Here is a 16,908-nt window from a genome sequence, read left to right on the forward strand (position 1 = left end):
GCCACTGGGGCGGGGTCAAGGCGCTGACCGATGCCGAGCAGCGCGGCGACGCGGCGGCGAAGCAGAAGGCGATGGACGATCTCGTCGCCAACGGCAATGCGATCGCGGGTTTTCTCGCCTCGGCGAATCCGTACCTGAAAAAGGATGCGGTGCTGTCGCTGCTGACCACGCACGTCGGTCACCATGCCGTGCAGATCCGCGAGATCATGCAGGGTGACATGCAGGCCGAAGCGAAAACCTGGAGCGCGATGCAGGCGCACATGGACGTGATCGCCGATGCGCTCGCCGATGCCATCGCCCGGCAGTTCCCGGCCAGGGCGGCGTGAGGCGATGAGTCAGGCCCTGCGCCGGTTCGGACCTAGCGCGCGCAAGCTGTTGCGCACGCTGCTGGCTTCCGCGCAGGGCGCGAGCGTGGAGACCCTGTGTCAGGCGCTCGGAGTCACGCACAACGCCGTGCGCCAGCATCTTACCGCGCTGATCCACGCCGGTTGGGTCGAGCGTGGCGAAGCGCGGCAAAGCAGCGGCCGGCCGCAGATGCGCTACCTGCTGACCGAAGCCGGCCGCGAACTGTTCCCGCGCAACTACGCGCTGATCACCACCGGCATCCTCGATCGCCTGTATGCGAGTGCGGGGCCGTCCGGCGTGCAGGCAATGCTGACCGGCCTGGGGCGTGAATTGGGTTCGACCTCCGCGCGGCGCGTGCATGGCGACGATGCGGACGAAACGGCGCGGGCGCTGGCTGCCCAGCTCGACGCGCTCGGCTACGAGGCGCAAGCCGTGTCGCGCGACGGTGAAACACAGATCGAGGCCTACAACTGCGTGTTCCACGTGCTGGCACGTGCGCATCCGGAAATCTGCCGCTTCGACCTGGCTTTCATGGAAGCGGCAAGCGGGCACAAGGTCCAGCATCTGGAATGCATCGTGCGCGGTGGTGGCGCGTGCCGCTTCCGTCTGGGTGGGCGCAGCGAGGGGAACTGAAACGCGTCGCGGTCAGTTCGCTTCCTTGACCGCGGTGGAGTTGATGCTGTTCTCGGCCAGCGCGCGCTTCGTGGACTCGGTTTCGCTCGGCGACGCGAACGGCCCGAGGCGCACGCGGTGCCAAGTTTTGCCATCGACCGTGCCCGTATAGACCTTGGCGCTGAAGCCGAGCATGGCGAGCTTGGCCTTCAGCGCGTCGGCGGCGGCTGCATCGCTCGTCGCAGTGACCTGCAACATGTAGCGGCCGCCGGCCGCGACCGGTGCCGCCTGGTTGTTCGGATTCGCCGCATTCGCCTGCGTCTGCTGCTTGGCGCGCTGCTGTTCGGCCTTGGCCTTGGCCGAGAGTTCGGCATCGGGAATCACGACTTCCTTTTCCGGCAGTGTCGTGTAGAAGTCGTAATTGCTTTTCGGCGGCGCGGGTGGCGGCGCCTTGGCGGTGTCGTCGGCCAGCGCCTTTTCCGTTTCCTTCGGCGCGACCGCCTCGGGATTGGGTTGCGGCAGGTTCTTGCCGCCGCGCAGGGTCGGAATCCTGCCGCCGTAGAGCACGGCAACCGAGCCGATCACGCCGAGCGCGACGCCGAGCAGCACCATTGCCCAGGCCGGTATCTGCCGGCGGTCGCCGTTGCGCGAGGCTTGTGAATTCCGCTTTGCCATTACATCTGCTCCGGGGCGGAAACGCCCAGCAAATCCAATCCGTTCGCGAGAGCCTGTTGCGCGGCAACGGCCAGCGCAACGCGCGCGTCGCGCAGGTCGGCATCGTCGACGATGAATTGATGCGCGTGATAGTAGGCGTGCAGCGCGTTGGCCAGTTCGCGCAGATAGCTCGCGATCAGGTGCGGCTCGAGATTCAGCGCCGCGGCCTCGACCACTTCGGGATAACGCGAAATCTCCACCATCAGCGCGCTCTCGTGTTCGTTGTCGAGCCGCGCAAGTTTTGCCAGCCCGTTGTCGCGGTTCCATTTCAGCCCGCGCTCGTCGAGCTGGCGCAGCACGCTGCACACGCGCGCATGCGCGTACTGGATGTAGTAGACCGGATTGTCGTTCGACTGCGAACGCGCGAGGTCGATGTCGAACACCATCTGCGAATCGGACTTGCGCGCGATGAGGAAAAACCGCGTTGCGTCGCGGCCGACTTCATCGATCAGGTCGCGCAGGGTGACGTAGCTGCCGGCACGTTTGGAAATCTTCACTTCCTCGCCGCCGCGCATCACCGTGACCATCTGGTGCAGCACGTATTCCGGATAGTCCTTCGGAATACCCATGTCCAGCGCCTGCAGGCCCGCCTTCACGCGCGCGAGCGAACCGTGATGATCGGCGCCGAGCTCGGTGATCGCGCGCTGGTAGCCGCGCTGCCACTTCGACAGGTGGTAGGCGACGTCGGGCAGGAAGTAGGTGAACGTGCCGTCGGACTTGCGCATGACGCGGTCCTTGTCGTCGCCGAAATCGGTCGTGCGCAGCCACAGCGCGCCGCCTTCCTCGTAGGTGTGGCCATGCTTGACCAGTTCGCGCACGGTTTCCTCGACCTTGCCGTCGCCGTACAGCGAGGATTCGAGGAAGTAGACGTCGAACTTCACGCCGAACGCGGCGAGATCGGCGTTCTGCTCGCGACGCAGATAGGCGACCGCGAACTGGCGGATCGCATCGATGTCGTCGGGATTCTTTGCGCCGGTGACGACGTGATTTTCGAACTCCACGCGGTCGCCGCGCAGATAGGCCTCGGCCACGTCGCCGATATAGTCGCCGTTGTACGCGTCCGCCGGCCAGTCGGCAGCGCCGGGTTTGCTGCCCTTCGCGCGCGCCTGCGTGGAGCGCGCGAGATTCTCGATCTGCACGCCCGCATCGTTGTAGTAGAACTCGCGCGTCACCTCCGCGCCGCTCGCGGCGAGCGCACGCGCGAGGCAGTCGCCGACCGCAGCCGCACGGCCGTGGCCGATGTGCAGCGGCCCGGTCGGGTTGGCCGAGACGAACTCGACCTGGGTCCTGCGTCCCGCGGCCGTCGTGTTGCAGCCGTAGCGCACCCCTTCATCGAGCACGCGCCGCGTTTCCTGGTGATACGCCGCCGGACCAAGGAAGAAATTGATGAATCCCGGCCCCGCGATCTCGACCTTTTCCACCAGCGCGTTCGGCGCCAACGCCGCCACCAGCGCCTGCGCGAGCGCGCGCGGATTCGTGCGCGCGGGTTTCGCCAAGGCGAGCGCCGCGTTCGTGGCGAAATCGCCATGTTCGCGGCTCTTGGTACGTTCGAGGACGAAGGCGGCGCTGGCGTCGGCCGGCAGCGTGCCGGCGCTGCGCAGGCGGTCCAGCGCCTGCTCGATCAGGGTGCGGAGTTGTTCTTTCACTTGAAATCGGGATATCCGGTGCGTCGTCTATTGTACGGTCCCGCGGCGATTTGCGCGCGCCCGCGTCGGCCGGGCACTAACGCTTCGCGCTTTCGGCCCCGTATAGTCATGGCCGGGGCAGAATCGGGCAGCGGATGGACACGGTGCGGAAAGACAGGCATGCGCATACTCGTGATTGAAGACGACGCGCTGGTCGCCGATGCCATGGTGCGCGGGCTGGTGCAGAGTGGCTTCGCGGTCGACCGCGTCGATCGCGCGGAGCTGGCCGAGGCGGCGATGCAGCAGGAGACGTTCGACCTGCTCCTCGTCGATCTGGGCCTGCCGGGCATGGACGGCTTCGAGTTCGTGCGCCGGGTGCGGCGCGCGAACGGCACGGTGCCGGTGCTGATCGTGACCGCGCGCGATGGTCTTGCCGACCGCGTGAACGCACTCGACATCGGTGGCGACGACTACCTGGTCAAGCCGTTTGCCGTGCCCGAGCTCGCCGCGCGCTGCCGCGCGTTGATCCGGCGCAGCAAGGCCGCGGGCAACCCGCAGCTGGCCGTGGGCAGCCTGTACATGGATTTGCCACGGCGCGAGGTGCGCGTCGGCGGCGAGTCGCTCGAACTGACGCCACGCGAGTGGGCCGTGCTCGAATGTCTCGCGCTGCATGTCGGCCAGGTCGTGCGCAAGGAGCGCCTGCAACAGGCCGTGTCGAGCTGGAGCGACGACATCACGGCGAACGCGGTCGAGGTCTACGTATCGCGCCTGCGCGGCAAGCTCGGCGACGCGGTGTCGATCCGCACCGTGCGCGGGCTCGGCTACCGGCTCGACGAACCCTGAGGCCGGGGCAAGGGACTCGCATGGTCGCCGCCCGCGCGTTCTCGGTCCGCCGTCGCCTGCTGCTGCTGCTGTCGGCACCGCTCGGGCTGCTCCTCGCCGCCGGTGTGCTGATCGACTACTACTCGACCGCGTCGCCGCTGCATGCAGCCTACGATCAGGTATTGGCGAGTTCGATCGTCGCGGTGGCCGCGCATTTGAATATCGGCGTCGACGGCAGGGTGAAGTCGGAACTCTCCGATCAGGCGATCGCGGTGCTGCGCGCCGACAACCACGACGAGATCTACTACCTCGTGCTTGGTGCCGACGGCGAGTTCGTCGTCGGCGACGCGGGTCTGCCGGTCGCGCCGCCGGGGCGCGACAATCCCTCCTTCGCCGACGCGGAATTTCGCGACGCGCCTGTGCGCGTAGCCACGTATCGGCTGACGAATGCGAGCGGGGTCATTGCGATCAGCGTCGCCGAAACGACCAACAAACGCCGTGAAGCCCTGCACAGCATGCTCAGTTTCATCGTCGCCAGCGACCTCGCCCAGCTGCTCGGCACGTTGCTGCTGGTCTGGGTGGGTGTACGTGCGGGGCTGCGCCCGCTGCTCGCGCTGCGCGACCAGATCGCACGCCGTTCCGCGCGCGATCTCGCCGCACTCGACGAATCGCAGGTGCCGGGCGAGGTGCGCCCGCTGACCCGGGCGCTCAATCGCCTGTTCGCGACCGTCGCCGAGGCGGCGAACGCGCAGCACAGGTTTCTCGCCAATGCCGCGCACCAGCTGCGCACGCCCCTTGCCGGCCTGCAGGCACAGCTCGAATTGCTGTCGAATGACCTGCACGAGCAAGGCGCGAGCGATCCGGCCCTGCGCGAACGCGTAGCGCGCCTGCACGCGGGCATGCAGCGTCTCGGCCACACGGCGAACCAGCTCCTTGCCCTTGCGCGCGCGGAGCCTGCGGCGAACCTGCCCGGTGACTTCCGCGAACTGGATCTCGCCGACCTCGCCAAGGATGTTGTCGCCGCACACTTCGACCGCGCGCTCGCCGCGCGCATCGATCTGGGTCTCGACGCCGAGTCCGTGCGGGTACAGGCCAGCGATTGGCTGTTGCGCGAACTTCTGGCCAACCTGATCGACAATGCGTTGGCCTACACGCAGGCAGGTGGCAACGTCACCGTGCGCTGCGGGGTCGAGCGTGGATCGGGGAAAGCGGGATCCGGGCTGGCCGTCCTCGAAGTCGAGGACGACGGCCCCGGCATTCCCGAGAACGAACGCGCGCGCGTGTTCGAACGTTTCTATCGTATCGCCGGCGGCGAGCGCGAGGGCAACGGGCTTGGCCTTGCCATAGTCGAGGAGATCGCGCGCGCGCACGGCGCGACGGTCGAACTCACCGCCGGCGCCGGCGGACGCGGCACGTGCGTGCGCGTGCGCCTGGCAGCGACCCCGCCCGGGTATGGATGATGGCGAAGCGACAGCGCAGCCGAAAAATCACGAATTTTTGCCCCGGCCCAAGGTAAAGTACCGGCATGTATCTGGAGTTCTACGGCCTCAAGGAGGCTCCGTTCTCGATCACCCCCGATCCGCGCTACGTGTTCCTGTCCGAGCGCCACCGGGATGCGCTCGCGCATCTGCTCTACGGCATCGGCAAGGGTGGCAGTGGCGGCTTCGTGCAACTTACTGGCGAGGTCGGTACGGGCAAGACAACCCTGTGCCGGCTGCTGCTCGAGCAATTGCCGGAAAACACGCGTGTCGCGCTCGTGCTCAATCCGCGCCTGTCGCCGATCGAGTTGCTGGAATCGATCTGCGACGAACTGAAACTCGACATCGGCGACCGGAAGGGCAGCCTCAAGGGCCTCGTCGACACGCTCAACGCCTATCTGCTCGACGCCTATGCGCAAGGCCTGCGCGTGGTGCTGATCATCGACGAGGCGCAGAACCTGTCGACCGATTCGCTGGAGCAGGTGCGCCTGCTGACGAATCTCGAAACGCCGACGCAGAAACTGCTGCAGATCATCCTGCTCGGTCAACCCGAGTTGCGCGACAAGCTCGACGATCCCGAGTTGCGCCAGCTCGCCCAGCGCATCACCGCACGCTATCACCTGACTCCCCTCGACCGTGACGAGACCGAGGCCTATGTGCGTCACCGCCTTGCTGTGGCGGGGGCTTTGCGCTCGCCGTTTTCACGTCTCGGATTGCGTGCGTTGTACAAGCGCTCCGGCGGCGTGCCGCGCCTGATCAACATCATCGGCGACCGGGCGTTGATGGCCGGCTACGCTCGCGAACAGGCTGCGATCGGCGAGCGCCTGGTCGATCGCGCGGCGGACGAGACGCTGCCCGGGACGACGCGCTATCGCGTGCGCCACTACGGCCCATGGGCGGCGGCGGCGTGCCTGGTGATCGCGTTCGGCGCAGCGGCGTATTTCTTTCCGCAGTGGAAGCCGCCGCCGGCAATAGCGCCACCCCTGCCCACCGCGCCTGCCGCGACCGGGAGCGCGCCTACCACGGCGGCAGCCGAAGCGGCCAGGCCGGAGGAAAACCCGGCACAACGCAAACTCGCCGCGCTCGCCGAAACGTCCGCCGATTCCGAACTGACGGCATGGACCCAATTGCTCGCGCGCTGGCAGGCGACGTCGGCCGAGACTTCGGTGCGCGACGCCGCGCATTGTCGTGCCGTCGTCTTCCCGGGCATGAACTGCCTGCGCGGGCACGGTGCGATTGCCCAGCTCGTACGCTTCGACCGGCCGCTGATCCTGCCGATCAAGTGGCGGAACGCGAGTGCCTATGCGTTGTTGCAGGGCGTCAGCGGCGATCAGGTGCAGCTGAATCTCGCCGGCGAGAGCTTCCGCGTCGGCAAGGGCGATCTTTCCAGCGTGTGGGACGGCGAGTTCTTCGCCCTGTGGCGTCTGCCCGCCGACGTGCCGACGCAGCTGCACAACGGCGATGCCGGCCCGGGTGTTGCCTGGGTGAAGGCCGAGCTGGCACGCATGGACGGCGGCGCGGCCGATGCCGGACCGGCATTCTTCGACGACGCGCTCGCCGAGCGCGTGCGCAAGCTGCAGACCGCGTACGGTATCAAGCCCGACGGCATCGTCGGTCCGGAGACGTTGTTCGCGTTGTCCGCGCTGGATCCGGCCGGTCCGCATCTGATCCGCGGCGTGCAGTAGACGTGCGCCATGCGCAGAACGGTATAGCAGCATACGAATGACGAGCCCATGTCGCTGATCCTCGAAGCCCTGAAGAAATCCGAACAGCAGCGCCGGCTCGGCGAGATGCCGGATCTCGGCACGCCGATCGCGGCGACGCGGCGGCGGCGCAGCCCGCTGCCATGGCTGGCGGTGGCCGTTGTGTTCGCGCTGGCCGCGATCGGTGGCTGGCGCCACCTGCGTCCGCGCCCGGCGCCGACACCGGCGTCGGCGTCGCCCGCGCAACCCCGGACGGCGCCGGCCGCCGCGGCGATGCCTGCCGACGGTGTGGCGCAATCGCCGACACCGGTGCAGCGGGTGCCCGCGCCGAAGTCTGCCGCAACCCCGCCGCCGGCCGTCGTTGCGTCCGTACCGCCGGCCGCGGCAAGGAAGGAGCCTGCGCAGTCGCCGATCGCTGCGCCGCCGCCCGCCCTCGCTACGCCGCCGCCCACACCGCCACCCACACCGCCACCCGCACTGCCACCCGCACTGCCACCCGCACCGCCACCCGCACCGCCCGCCGCCGCGCCAGCGGCGAACGACGTGCCTACGCTCGACGATCTGCCGGCAGGCCTGCGCAGTGCGCTGCCCGCGCTGCCGATCACGATGCAGGTGTACTCGCCAGACCCCAAGCGTCGCTTCGTCATCATTGACGGCGCGCGCGTGGTCGAAGGTGACAGCGTGCGCGGCGTGACCGTGCAGGAGATCCGGCCGGCCGGGCTGGTTCTCGTGTTCAACGGCCATCGACTGCTGCTGCCGCGGCCGGGGTCCTGAGCGTAGTGTTCGTCACCGTCCACCGCCAGCACAAGCCAGCACTGCCCTGGGTGACACTCGCGCTCGTCGCCGCCTGCGTCGCGTTGTTTCTCTGGCTCGTGCTCTTGCCCGAGGCCGCGCGCTGGCAGTTCAGACGCGAGTGGGGCACGGTGCCTGCACGCCTGTTCGACACCGGCGTGCCGCTGGCACAGCAATTTGTCGGGATGCGTTGGCTCGGCCTCGTCACCGCGTTGTTCATCCACGCCGGCTGGCTGCATCTGGCCGGAAACCTGCTGTTCCTGATGATCTTCGGCGTTCCGGCCGAGCGTGCGCTCGGCCACGGGCGGTTCCTGTTGCTGTTCCTGCTCGGCGGCGCTCTCGCCAACTTGTCCGAAGCGGCAATCTTGTCGAGCGCGAATGCGCCGATCGTGGGTTCGAGCGGTGCGGTGTCGGCGATCATCGGCGCCTATCTCTGCCTGTTTCCGCGCGCGCGTCTCGGCCTCGTGCTGCCGCTGGGCATGTTCCTGGAATTCGTGCGCATCCCCGCGTCGCTGCTGATTGGATTCTGGGCGCTGTTGCAGGTCGCTTTCACCTTCGTCGGTCCGGCGTTCGGCGCGGTCGCGTGGTGGGCGCACATCGCCGGCTTCGTCAGCGGCGTGCTGTTCGCGCTCGTATCCAGGCCGGCGATTGCGCGCAGGCTGCGCTCGTAGCGCGTTGCGCCGCTTCACGAGCGTGCGAAAATAGGCGCATGAAAAACAAGAAACTGTTCAAGATCACCTTCCTCGACCAGGGCAAGACGCTGGAGCTTTATGCCCGCCACGTCGCCTCGAGCGCCCTGTGGGGCTTCACCGAGGTCGGCGACATCGTCTTCGACCAGCAGGAAGGCTTGGTGATCGATCCGACCGAAGTGCGCTTGCGCGAGGAGTTCGGCAACACGCGCGTGTTGCACCTGCCGATCCAGTGCATCGTGCGCGTCGAGGAGGTGCAGAAGCGCGAACCGCTCGTGATCCGCGACGCAGTCAGCGGCGAGAGGGTGGTGACGCCGTTTCCGCTCGCACCGTCGTTGCGCAAACCCTGACGGCGCGGATCTCTATCCTTTTTTCCCCGGCGTGCCGGCGGCCGCGTCGCGGTGCAGCGCCAGGCCCTTGAGCACGTTCATCGCCTCGCTGAGCGCGTAGTCGTCGGTGTTGCCGCGCTGACCAGGCGGCTTGTCCGCCACGTTGTCCTTTTCTTCGTCGCCCTTGAGGTGGTTGGGCAGGTCGCGCTCGCCGGTGATGAAGCTCGGCGGCGTGTCGCGCGCGACCAGCTTGAGGTCGCCCAGTTCGATGTCGGGCTGGATGCCCGCGGCCTGGATCGAGATGCCGCTCGGCGTGTAGTAACGCGCCGTGGTGAGCTTGATCGCATGCGTCTCGTCGAGTGGCAGCACGGTCTGCACCGAGCCCTTGCCGAACGTGCGCCGGCCCATGATCAGCGCGCGGTGGTTGTCCTTGAGCGCTCCGGCAACGATTTCGGCGGCCGAGGCGGTGCCGTTGTCGGTGAGCACGACGATAGGTGCGCCGTCGATCAGGTCGCCGGGCGTCGCGTTGAAGGCGAGGTCGGACTGCTTGAGCCGGCCCTTGGTCGTGACGATGAGGCCCGAGTCAAGGAAATCATCGCTGACTTCGACTGCAGAGGTGAGCAGGCCACCGGGATTGCTGCGCAGGTCGAGCACGAGACCCCGGATCCGCTCGCCGCCGCCCGGCTGGCTTTTGTCGCGCAACTTGGCCAGTTTGCGCTTGACCTCGGAGCCGGTGTCCTCCTGGAACTGGGCGATGCGCAGATAGGCATAACCGGGTTCGACCCAGCGCGCGCGCGCGCTCGCGACGCGGATCGGCTGGCGTGTGAGCTTGATCTCGACCGGTGCGCTCGCACCCTCGTGGACCACGCCGAGCGTGACCTGGCTGCCGACCTTGCCGCGCAGCATGTTCGAGGCCTCGCCCGCGTTCTCCGAGGTGATCGGCTTGCCGTCGATGCGCACGATCGTGTCGCCCGGCTTGATCCCGCCGCGCTCGGCCGGCGAGTCGTCGATGGGCGCGACCACGCGCAAGCTGCCGTCGACCGTGAGCACTTCGATGCCGAGGCCGTTGTAGCTGCCGGTGGTGTCCTCGGACAGCTCGGCCATCGCCTTCTCGTCAAGATACTCGCTGTGCGGATCCAGGTTGGCGAGCAGGCCCTTGACCGCCGACTGCAACAGGGTCTTGTCGTCGACCGGCTCGACGTACGCCTGTTTGACCAGCGCGAACACGGCGGCGAACTGGCGCACGTCGTTGATGTCGACGGTGACTTTCTTCGCCGCCTCGTTCGCGGGCGCGGGGGGCGCGTCGGGTCGGGCCTCGTCGGCGCGGGCGAGAGTGAGGCCGGCAACGGCGACGAAGGCAACAGCGAGGACTTTGGCCGACATGGAATGCACCTAGGGAATCAGCATGAGCAGTAGAACATAAACGCATCGGATCGAAGCGCGCGGACACGAGCGGAATCTACTCCTGCGCTTCGTGCGTCGCACGGCCGTCTTGCCCTGCATGCGGCCCGTCGCACGGCAATCAAGGCTTGAGCCAGGCGCGCGGATCGATCGGCTTGCCCTGCGCGCGCAGTTCGAAATACGTCCCCGGCGTCTTTTGTCCGCCGGTACTGCCGCTGGTCGCGATGGTTTCGTTCGCGTTGACCCAGTCGCCGACGTCCTTGAGCAGGGTTTCGTTGTAGCCGTACAGGCTCAGGTACCCGTCGCCGTGATCGAGGATCAGGAGCAGGCCGTAGCCGCGCATCCAGTCGGCGAACACAACGCGTCCGTGCGACACCGCATGCACCTCGGCACCGGCCGCTGCCGCGATCACGATGCCGCTGCTGACGCGCTCGCCCGCCCGTGCGCCGAACCCGTTCAACACCTTGCCGCGTACCGGCCAGTTCAATCGACCACGTTGCGAGGCGAACGGTTCCGCACCGGCGAGTTGCCTGGGGATGTCGGCGAACACATCGCGCAGCTTGGCGAGCAGGTCGGATAGCGCCTTTTCGTCCTGTCCAAGCGCGGCGAGGCGCGCCTGGTCGTACTTGAGTTGCTTCTCCAGGTCGGCCAGCGCCTGCGCACGTTGCATGCGCTCGACGTCGAGTTGCCCGGCCTCGTCGGCGCGTTGCGCGCGCGTCGCGGCGAGTTGCGTGGTCTCGGTGTCGATTGCCCTGTGCACCTGGGCGAGCGCGTCGAGATCCTCGAGCAAGGCCTGGATCTGGCCGACGCGTGCGCGCTCGAAGTAGTGGAAGTATTCGAGCATGCGGCCGATCTTGGCGATGTCTTCCTGCGCGAGCAGCAGCTTCAGTTCTTCGCCCCGGCCGACCACGTAGGCCGAACGCAGCAACGCCGCCAGCGTCTCGCGCTGCGCGGCGAGCTTGATGTCGAGCGCATCGCGCCGGGCTTCCAGTTGCCGCAGCTTGTCCTGCTGGTCGGCAAGCTTCTGCTCGATGGCGCGCAAGTCCTTCGCTGTCGCGGCGACTTTGAGATCCTGCTCGCGCAACGCAGCGACCGCAGCATCCTTCTGCGCGCCGGTTTCCTTCTGCGCGTCGACGATTTTCTTGATTTCGGTGCGGATGGCTTCCAGTTTTTCCCGGGTTTGCGCCTCCTGCGCGGCGTGCTGGGTTTCGTCGCTTTGCGCGTGGGCTGGACGCATGCCCGATGAAACCAGAAGCATCAACGTGATCGCCGCAGCGGCTTTGCTTGTCATTCCCGCGCAGGCAGGAATCCAGTTCTTATCTTGGCTTTTGATTTTCTCTGACCGCCTCCCTTCGCCTTTCCGTACGCCTCCTGCGCGCGATCCTGCGGACGTTTCCGTCACGCCCTCGCCGCCGCAAACGGGGACCCGAAGGCCAAAAGACGGATCAAGTGCCGAAGCTTGGCGCGCTGGAGCGTGCTGCTTCTGCTTTCGGCTCCCCATCGCCTCGCGGCGGCAGCGGTCGACAAGGCCCCGAAGGGGTGCGCGCGAGGATCGCACGCATTCCGCCGTTGCACGGGGATGTGCAATCAGCGGAACCCGGCCGATGTCGCGCACCCTTTGGGCAGGACGCGCAACGGGTGCAGGGCGCTGGGGCGTGCTCCCTTTGGTGACTTGGTCTTGCGCGAGCAAGAGAAAGTCACCCGCTCGTCCGCAGGACGGGTGGAAGTTGTGGCTCCTAACCAACCCATGATCAAAAACAAAGACACCGGATTCCGGCTTTGCTCGCGCCATCCCGGCGCCCGCCCTTCGAGCCAATCGCTGCGCGAATGTTCGCGCGCGCGACTGCGCCCGCAGTCGCCGGAATGATGAGAAAAAGCGGAGCAGTGGAACCCGATTCAAGCGAGGCGCACGAGCGAATGACCGGTCATCTCCGCCGGTTGCGCCAGCCCCATCAGCGCCAGCGCGGTCGGCGCGAGGTCGCGCAGCGCGCCGTGATCGAGCGTCGCCTTGCGCCCGACATAGACCAACGGCACCGGGCCGACGGTGTGCTGGGTGTGCGGCACGCCGTTTTCATCGAGCATCTGCTCGAAGTTGCCGTGGTCGGCGCTGATCAGCATCTCGCCGCCGGCGTCGAGGATCGCGGCGAGGATTTTCGCCAGTGCCGCGTCGACCGCTTCGGCGGCCTGGATCGCCGCGGCCAGTTTGCCGGTGTGGCCGACCATGTCGGCATTGGCGATGTTGCAGACGATGAAGTCGTAGTGCTGGCCGCGGATCGCCGCGACGAGCTTGTCGGCGACCTCGGGCACGCTCATTTCCGGCTGCAGGTCGTAGGTCGCGACTTTCGGGCTCGGCACGAGGATGCGTTCCTCGTGCGCGTACGGTTGCTCGCGACCGCCGGAGAAGAAGAAGGTCACGTGCGCGTACTTCTCGGTTTCGGCGATGCGCAGCTGACTCAGACCCTGCGCTGCGAGATATTCGCCAAGCGAATTCGTCAGCGACTGCGGTGGGTAGGCGATCGCGGTCACCGGCAAATCGGCGCTGTACTCGGTCAGGGTGACGAATGCGGACAGCCTGGGCTTGCGCGCCTCGAACCCGGCGAACTTGGTATCGACGAAAGCCTGGGTCAGCTGGCGCGCACGATCGGAGCGAAAGTTCATGTAGATCACCGCGTCGCCATCGGCGATCTTCGCGCCGGCGCCAATCACCGTCGGCTTGATGAACTCGTCGGTCTCGCCGCGCGCGTAGGCGGCAGCGAGTGCCGCGAGCGCATCGTCGGCATGGAACCCGGCCTGCGCATCGACGATCGCGTCCCAGGTCAGCTTGACGCGCTCCCAGCGCTTGTCGCGATCCATTGCGTAGTAGCGGCCGCTGACCGTGGCGATGTGTGCGTTGCCGAGCGCGACGCATTTCGCCTGCAATTTTTCCAGCGAGGCGCGCGCGCTTTGCGGCGGCGTGTCGCGGCCGTCGAGGAAAGCATGCACGGCGACGCGGGCGACACCGTGGCGCCTGGCCAGATCAAGCATGGCGAAAATGTGTTCTTCCTGACTGTGCACGCCACCGGGCGAGAGCAGACCGAACACGTGCAGGGTGGATGCCTTCGCCGCGGTGCAGGCGCCGACCAGGGCGGGATTGGCGTAAAAGCTGCCGTCCTCGATCGCCGCGTCGATGCGGGTCAGATCCTGATAGACGATGCGGCCGGCGCCGATGTTCATATGGCCGACTTCGGAATTGCCCATCTGCCCGTCGGGCAGTCCGACGAAGCGGCCGTGCGTTTCCACCAGCGTGTGCGGATACGTCGCGAGCAGGTGCCGCCAGGTCGGCAGCTTGGCCTGCGCAAGCGCGTTGTCGGCGGGGTCGTCGCGATGGCCCCAGCCATCGAGGATCAACAGAAGGACGGGTTTCGGAGCGGGCACTGCGAGTTTCCTTGAACGGTACGGCGGTATGCTCGCCATGGTAACGGAATTCGGCTTCGTGCCGACGGCAACTAAACCGTTTCCATCGCTGCCGCATCTGAAGATAGGCTTACACCACACCAGGGAGACTCCCATGATCCGCATCAAGCTCGCTCTGTTGCTTGCGCTCGGCTTCGCCGCACCCGCGTTCGCCGACGATCAGGGCGACGTCGACAAGGTCAACGGCGCCATCGCCGTCGACGACGGCGCCAACGGCGGCAAGCTGACCACGGTCAATGGCGGCATCCGCATCGGCGCGAACGCGCACGTGAAGAGCGCGGAAACGGTCAACGGCGGCATCCACGTCGGCGCGGGCTCGACGCTGGATTCGGTCGAGTCGGTGAATGGCGGCATCAAACTCGGCGCCAACGCCAAGGTTGGCAAGGCCGTCACCGTCGTCAACGGCTCGATCACGCTGGAACAAGGGGCCGACGTCGCCGGCAAGGCATCGAACGTCAACGGCAGCATCCAGCTCGACGCCGCGCACGTCGGCGGTGGCATCGACACGGTCAACGGTGACGTCACCGTCGGCGCGAACTCGCGCGTCGAGGGCGGCATCTTCGTCGACGAGAACCACAGTTGGTTCTCCTCCAGCTCGCGCAAGCCGCGCATCGTGATCGGCCCGCATGCGGTCGTGCAGGGCACGCTGAAGTTCAAGCGTGAAGTGGAGTTGTGGGTCAGCGACAGCGCGACGATCGGCACGGTCGACGGCGCGAGCGCGCAGAAATTCAGCGGCGAGCGGCCGCCGAACTGATCGCCCCATCACGTCCAAAACAAGAGCATTTACCGCGGATCAGAGCGGATAAAAGCGGATCTACGCGGATAGAGCTTTTCAGTTTTGCTCTATCCGCGTCGATGCTTTGCAAATCCGTCCTGATCTGCGTTAGAAATCTTCGATGCGGCGAGCGAATCACGCATGACGCGGTTTGTTATGATCCGCGCCCATGCCGATACTCGTCCTCGTTTCGCTCGCCCTGCAGGTCGCCTGCGCCGTGCACGTCGTGCGCACGCGCCGCGAGCTGTACTGGATCTGGATCATCCTGATCGGCTCGTTCCTCGGCGTCGCCATCTACGTGATCGCGAACGTGCTGCCCGACCTGCGCCACGACCCGCGCGCGCGCAAGACCGCGACGAAAGTACTCGACACCGTGGCGCCCGAACGCCGGCGCAAGCAGATCGAACAGCGTCTCGAACTCGCCGATACGGTCGACAACCGCCGCGCGCTGGCGGAGGAATGTCTCAACCTCGCCGACTACGCCAACGCCGCCGAGCTGTACCGCTCGATCCTGACCGGGATCAACGCGAACGACGCCGGTTTCTCGATCGGCCTCGCCCGCGCGCAGGTCGGCCTCGACGATTTCGCCGGCGCCAAAGAAACCGTGGACAAGCTCTACGCCGCGAATCCGCAACTGCGCTCGAACGACGCCGACCTGCTGCGCGCGCGCATCGACGAGGCGCTCGGCGATCCCGACGTGGCGCTCGCGCGCTATCGCGATCTTTCGACGAGCTATCCCGGCGAGGAGGCGCGCTACCGCTACGCGACGCTGCTCGTGCAGCGCTCGCACTTCCGCGAGGCGCGCGAGGTGTTCAACGACATGCTCAAGCGCGCGAAAGTCTCGCCGATCTACTACCGGCGCAAGGAAGCGCGCTGGCTCGACGCGGCCAAGCGCGATCTCGCCAGCCTCGGGCCAGGCTGACGCCGCGACGCTCGCCTCTGCGGAATCCCCATCCTTGAATCCCCGTTCCCTGCCGCCTGGCGCGGCAACGCGCGATCGCAACCGCGGCATCGATGCTTTGCGCGGCGCGTCGATTCTGCTCGTCGTCTTCAACCACCTCGGCATCCGCATTCCGCTCGCGAAAACCGCATTGGCGCAGATTCTGCCGATCTGGCTTCTGCGCGGATTGAACTGGAACGGCTACGAGTCGGTATTCCTTTTCTTCGTCATCTCCGGTTTCCTGATCGCACGCCGCTCGCTCGAACGCTGGGGCGAGTTGCCGCGCACATCGCTGCGACAGTTCTATCTGCTTCGCGCTTCGCGCATCCTGCCCACGCTCGTGCTCGTCGTCGCCTTGTTCGCCGCGTTCCATCTTGCCGGCGTGCCGAATTTCGTCATCGACAAACCCGGGCAATCGCTGGCCGGCGCGATCGCTTCGACCTTTGGCCTCTACCTGAACGTCTACGAAGCGCGCTACAACTATCTCGCGGGCGGCTGGGACGTGCTCTGGTCGCTGTCGATCGAAGAAGTTTTCTACCTCGCCTTCCCGCTGCTCTGCGTGACATTGGGCCGCGTGCGCTGGGCGTTTGTCGCCACGCTGACCGCGCTGGCCCTGTCGCTGCCGTACACGCATGCGCTGTTGCGCGCGGAGTACCTGCAGTCGCATTCGGACCTCGCCGAGATCTGGCTCGAAAAAGCCTATCTTCCCGGCATGGCGGCCATCGCGTTGGGCGTTCTCACCGCACTGCTCGCGCAGCGCGTTTCCTCGCCGCCGAAGGGGCTTCCGCTGGCCTGCTGCCTGATCGGCCTCATCGGCATCGGCGCGATTTTCTTTGCCGGTCAGCTCGTTTTTCCGTGGCTGCACGACGCCTACATGCTGCTGCTGACCGGCTCCGCGGCGAGCCTCGTGCTCGGCCTGCACTGGCAGGCGGCATCCGGCACGCCGTGGCGTCTGCGCGCATTCGGCTGGCTGTGTTCGTGCGGAAAACTCAGCTACGAAATCTATCTGTTCCACATGTTCGTCATGTTCGCGTTCGTCGGCATCGCGCGCGCGTGCGGACTCGACAAGGAATGGGGCTGGCTCTGGTACGCACCCGCGGCGGAGCTGTCGTGGCTGCTCGGCCTCATCGTATCGCGCGGCTTCTCGCAGCCGATCGAGCGCAGGATGCGGCAGCGGTTTGCGGGCAATAGCGCAAACACCGACCTGCAGGCAGCGACCGCAAGATGAAC

At 66.8% G+C, this 16,908-nt stretch carries 16 protein-coding genes; 11 read left to right on the plus strand and 5 right to left on the minus strand.

Annotated features, from left to right (window positions below):
- Both AC16HO_RS13175 and AC16HO_RS13180 read left to right on the plus strand, forming a co-directional pair.
- On the plus strand, positions 1-326 hold a 326-nt coding region (locus tag AC16HO_RS13175), incomplete at its 5' end, for a hypothetical protein (RefSeq protein WP_484335539.1).
- Positions 327-330: 4 nt separating this feature from the next.
- Complete coding sequence (locus tag AC16HO_RS13180; RefSeq protein ID WP_395643225.1) at positions 331-978, plus strand: helix-turn-helix transcriptional regulator; 648 nt, start codon at positions 331-333, stop codon at positions 976-978.
- Between the two features lie 12 nt (positions 979-990).
- On the opposite strand, the gene AC16HO_RS13185 is transcribed toward AC16HO_RS13180, so the two are convergent.
- Both AC16HO_RS13185 and argS read right to left on the minus strand, forming a co-directional pair.
- Positions 991-1,632, minus strand: a complete 642-nt coding sequence (locus AC16HO_RS13185) for an SPOR domain-containing protein (RefSeq protein WP_395643224.1) — start codon at positions 1,630-1,632, stop codon at positions 991-993.
- Positions 1,632-3,317, minus strand: coding sequence for an arginine--tRNA ligase (gene argS / locus AC16HO_RS13190; protein ID WP_395643223.1), 1,686 nt, complete (start codon positions 3,315-3,317; stop codon positions 1,632-1,634). Before argS ends, AC16HO_RS13185 begins: the two co-directional genes overlap by 1 nt.
- Before the next feature lie 159 nt (positions 3,318-3,476).
- Between argS and AC16HO_RS13195 the strand changes: the two genes are divergently transcribed.
- From AC16HO_RS13195 to AC16HO_RS13220, 6 genes are all read left to right on the plus strand, one after another.
- Positions 3,477-4,139, plus strand: a complete 663-nt coding sequence (locus AC16HO_RS13195) for a response regulator (protein ID WP_395643222.1) — start codon at positions 3,477-3,479, stop codon at positions 4,137-4,139.
- Positions 4,140-4,159: 20 nt separating this feature from the next.
- Complete coding sequence (locus AC16HO_RS13200) at positions 4,160-5,578, plus strand: sensor histidine kinase (RefSeq protein ID WP_395643221.1); 1,419 nt, start codon at positions 4,160-4,162, stop codon at positions 5,576-5,578.
- 65 nt (positions 5,579-5,643) lie between these two features.
- On the plus strand, positions 5,644-7,281 hold the full coding sequence (locus AC16HO_RS13205) for an AAA family ATPase (RefSeq protein WP_395643220.1): 1,638 nt from the start codon (positions 5,644-5,646) through the stop codon (positions 7,279-7,281).
- Between the two features lie 48 nt (positions 7,282-7,329).
- Positions 7,330-8,073 carry a general secretion pathway protein GspB gene (locus AC16HO_RS13210; RefSeq protein WP_395643219.1) on the plus strand — a complete coding sequence of 248 codons (744 nt, stop codon included), beginning with the start codon at positions 7,330-7,332 and terminating at the stop codon, positions 8,071-8,073.
- A 5-nt stretch (positions 8,074-8,078) separates the two neighbouring features.
- Positions 8,079-8,762 (plus strand): rhomboid family intramembrane serine protease, encoded by a 684-nt coding sequence (locus AC16HO_RS13215; protein WP_395643218.1) that lies wholly within the window; start codon positions 8,079-8,081, stop codon positions 8,760-8,762.
- Between the two features lie 38 nt (positions 8,763-8,800).
- Positions 8,801-9,130 carry a DUF1820 family protein gene (locus AC16HO_RS13220; protein ID WP_395643217.1) on the plus strand — a complete coding sequence of 110 codons (330 nt, stop codon included), beginning with the start codon at positions 8,801-8,803 and terminating at the stop codon, positions 9,128-9,130.
- Between the two features lie 12 nt (positions 9,131-9,142).
- Here the strand turns inward: AC16HO_RS13220 and AC16HO_RS13225 are convergent, their stop codons facing one another.
- The 3 genes from AC16HO_RS13225 to gpmI form a co-directional block, all read right to left on the minus strand.
- Positions 9,143-10,492 carry a S41 family peptidase gene (locus tag AC16HO_RS13225; RefSeq protein ID WP_484335540.1) on the minus strand — a complete coding sequence of 450 codons (1,350 nt, stop codon included), beginning with the start codon at positions 10,490-10,492 and terminating at the stop codon, positions 9,143-9,145.
- A gap of 139 nt (positions 10,493-10,631) precedes the next feature.
- On the minus strand, positions 10,632-11,801 hold the full coding sequence (locus AC16HO_RS13230; RefSeq protein ID WP_395643215.1) for a murein hydrolase activator EnvC family protein: 1,170 nt from the start codon (positions 11,799-11,801) through the stop codon (positions 10,632-10,634).
- A 605-nt stretch (positions 11,802-12,406) separates the two neighbouring features.
- Positions 12,407-13,924, minus strand: coding sequence for a 2,3-bisphosphoglycerate-independent phosphoglycerate mutase (gpmI, locus tag AC16HO_RS13235; protein WP_484335541.1), 1,518 nt, complete (start codon positions 13,922-13,924; stop codon positions 12,407-12,409).
- A 133-nt stretch (positions 13,925-14,057) separates the two neighbouring features.
- On the opposite strand from gpmI, the gene AC16HO_RS13240 reads away from it, so the two are divergent.
- The 3 genes from AC16HO_RS13240 (at position 14,058) to AC16HO_RS13250 (ending at position 16,906) form a co-directional block, all read left to right on the plus strand.
- The gene (locus tag AC16HO_RS13240) at positions 14,058-14,717 is read left to right on the plus strand and encodes a DUF4097 family beta strand repeat-containing protein (protein ID WP_395643213.1); all 660 of its coding nucleotides are present in this window, start codon (positions 14,058-14,060) and stop codon (positions 14,715-14,717) included.
- 190 nt (positions 14,718-14,907) lie between these two features.
- A complete protein-coding gene (locus AC16HO_RS13245; RefSeq protein ID WP_395643212.1) occupies positions 14,908-15,660 on the plus strand; it encodes a hypothetical protein in 753 nt (250 codons plus the stop codon).
- Positions 15,661-15,694: 34 nt separating this feature from the next.
- The gene (locus AC16HO_RS13250) at positions 15,695-16,906 is read left to right on the plus strand and encodes an acyltransferase family protein (RefSeq protein WP_395643211.1); all 1,212 of its coding nucleotides are present in this window, start codon (positions 15,695-15,697) and stop codon (positions 16,904-16,906) included.
- Positions 16,907-16,908 lie beyond the last annotated feature (2 nt).

The sequence above is a fragment of the Rudaea sp. genome (assembly GCF_057139185.1).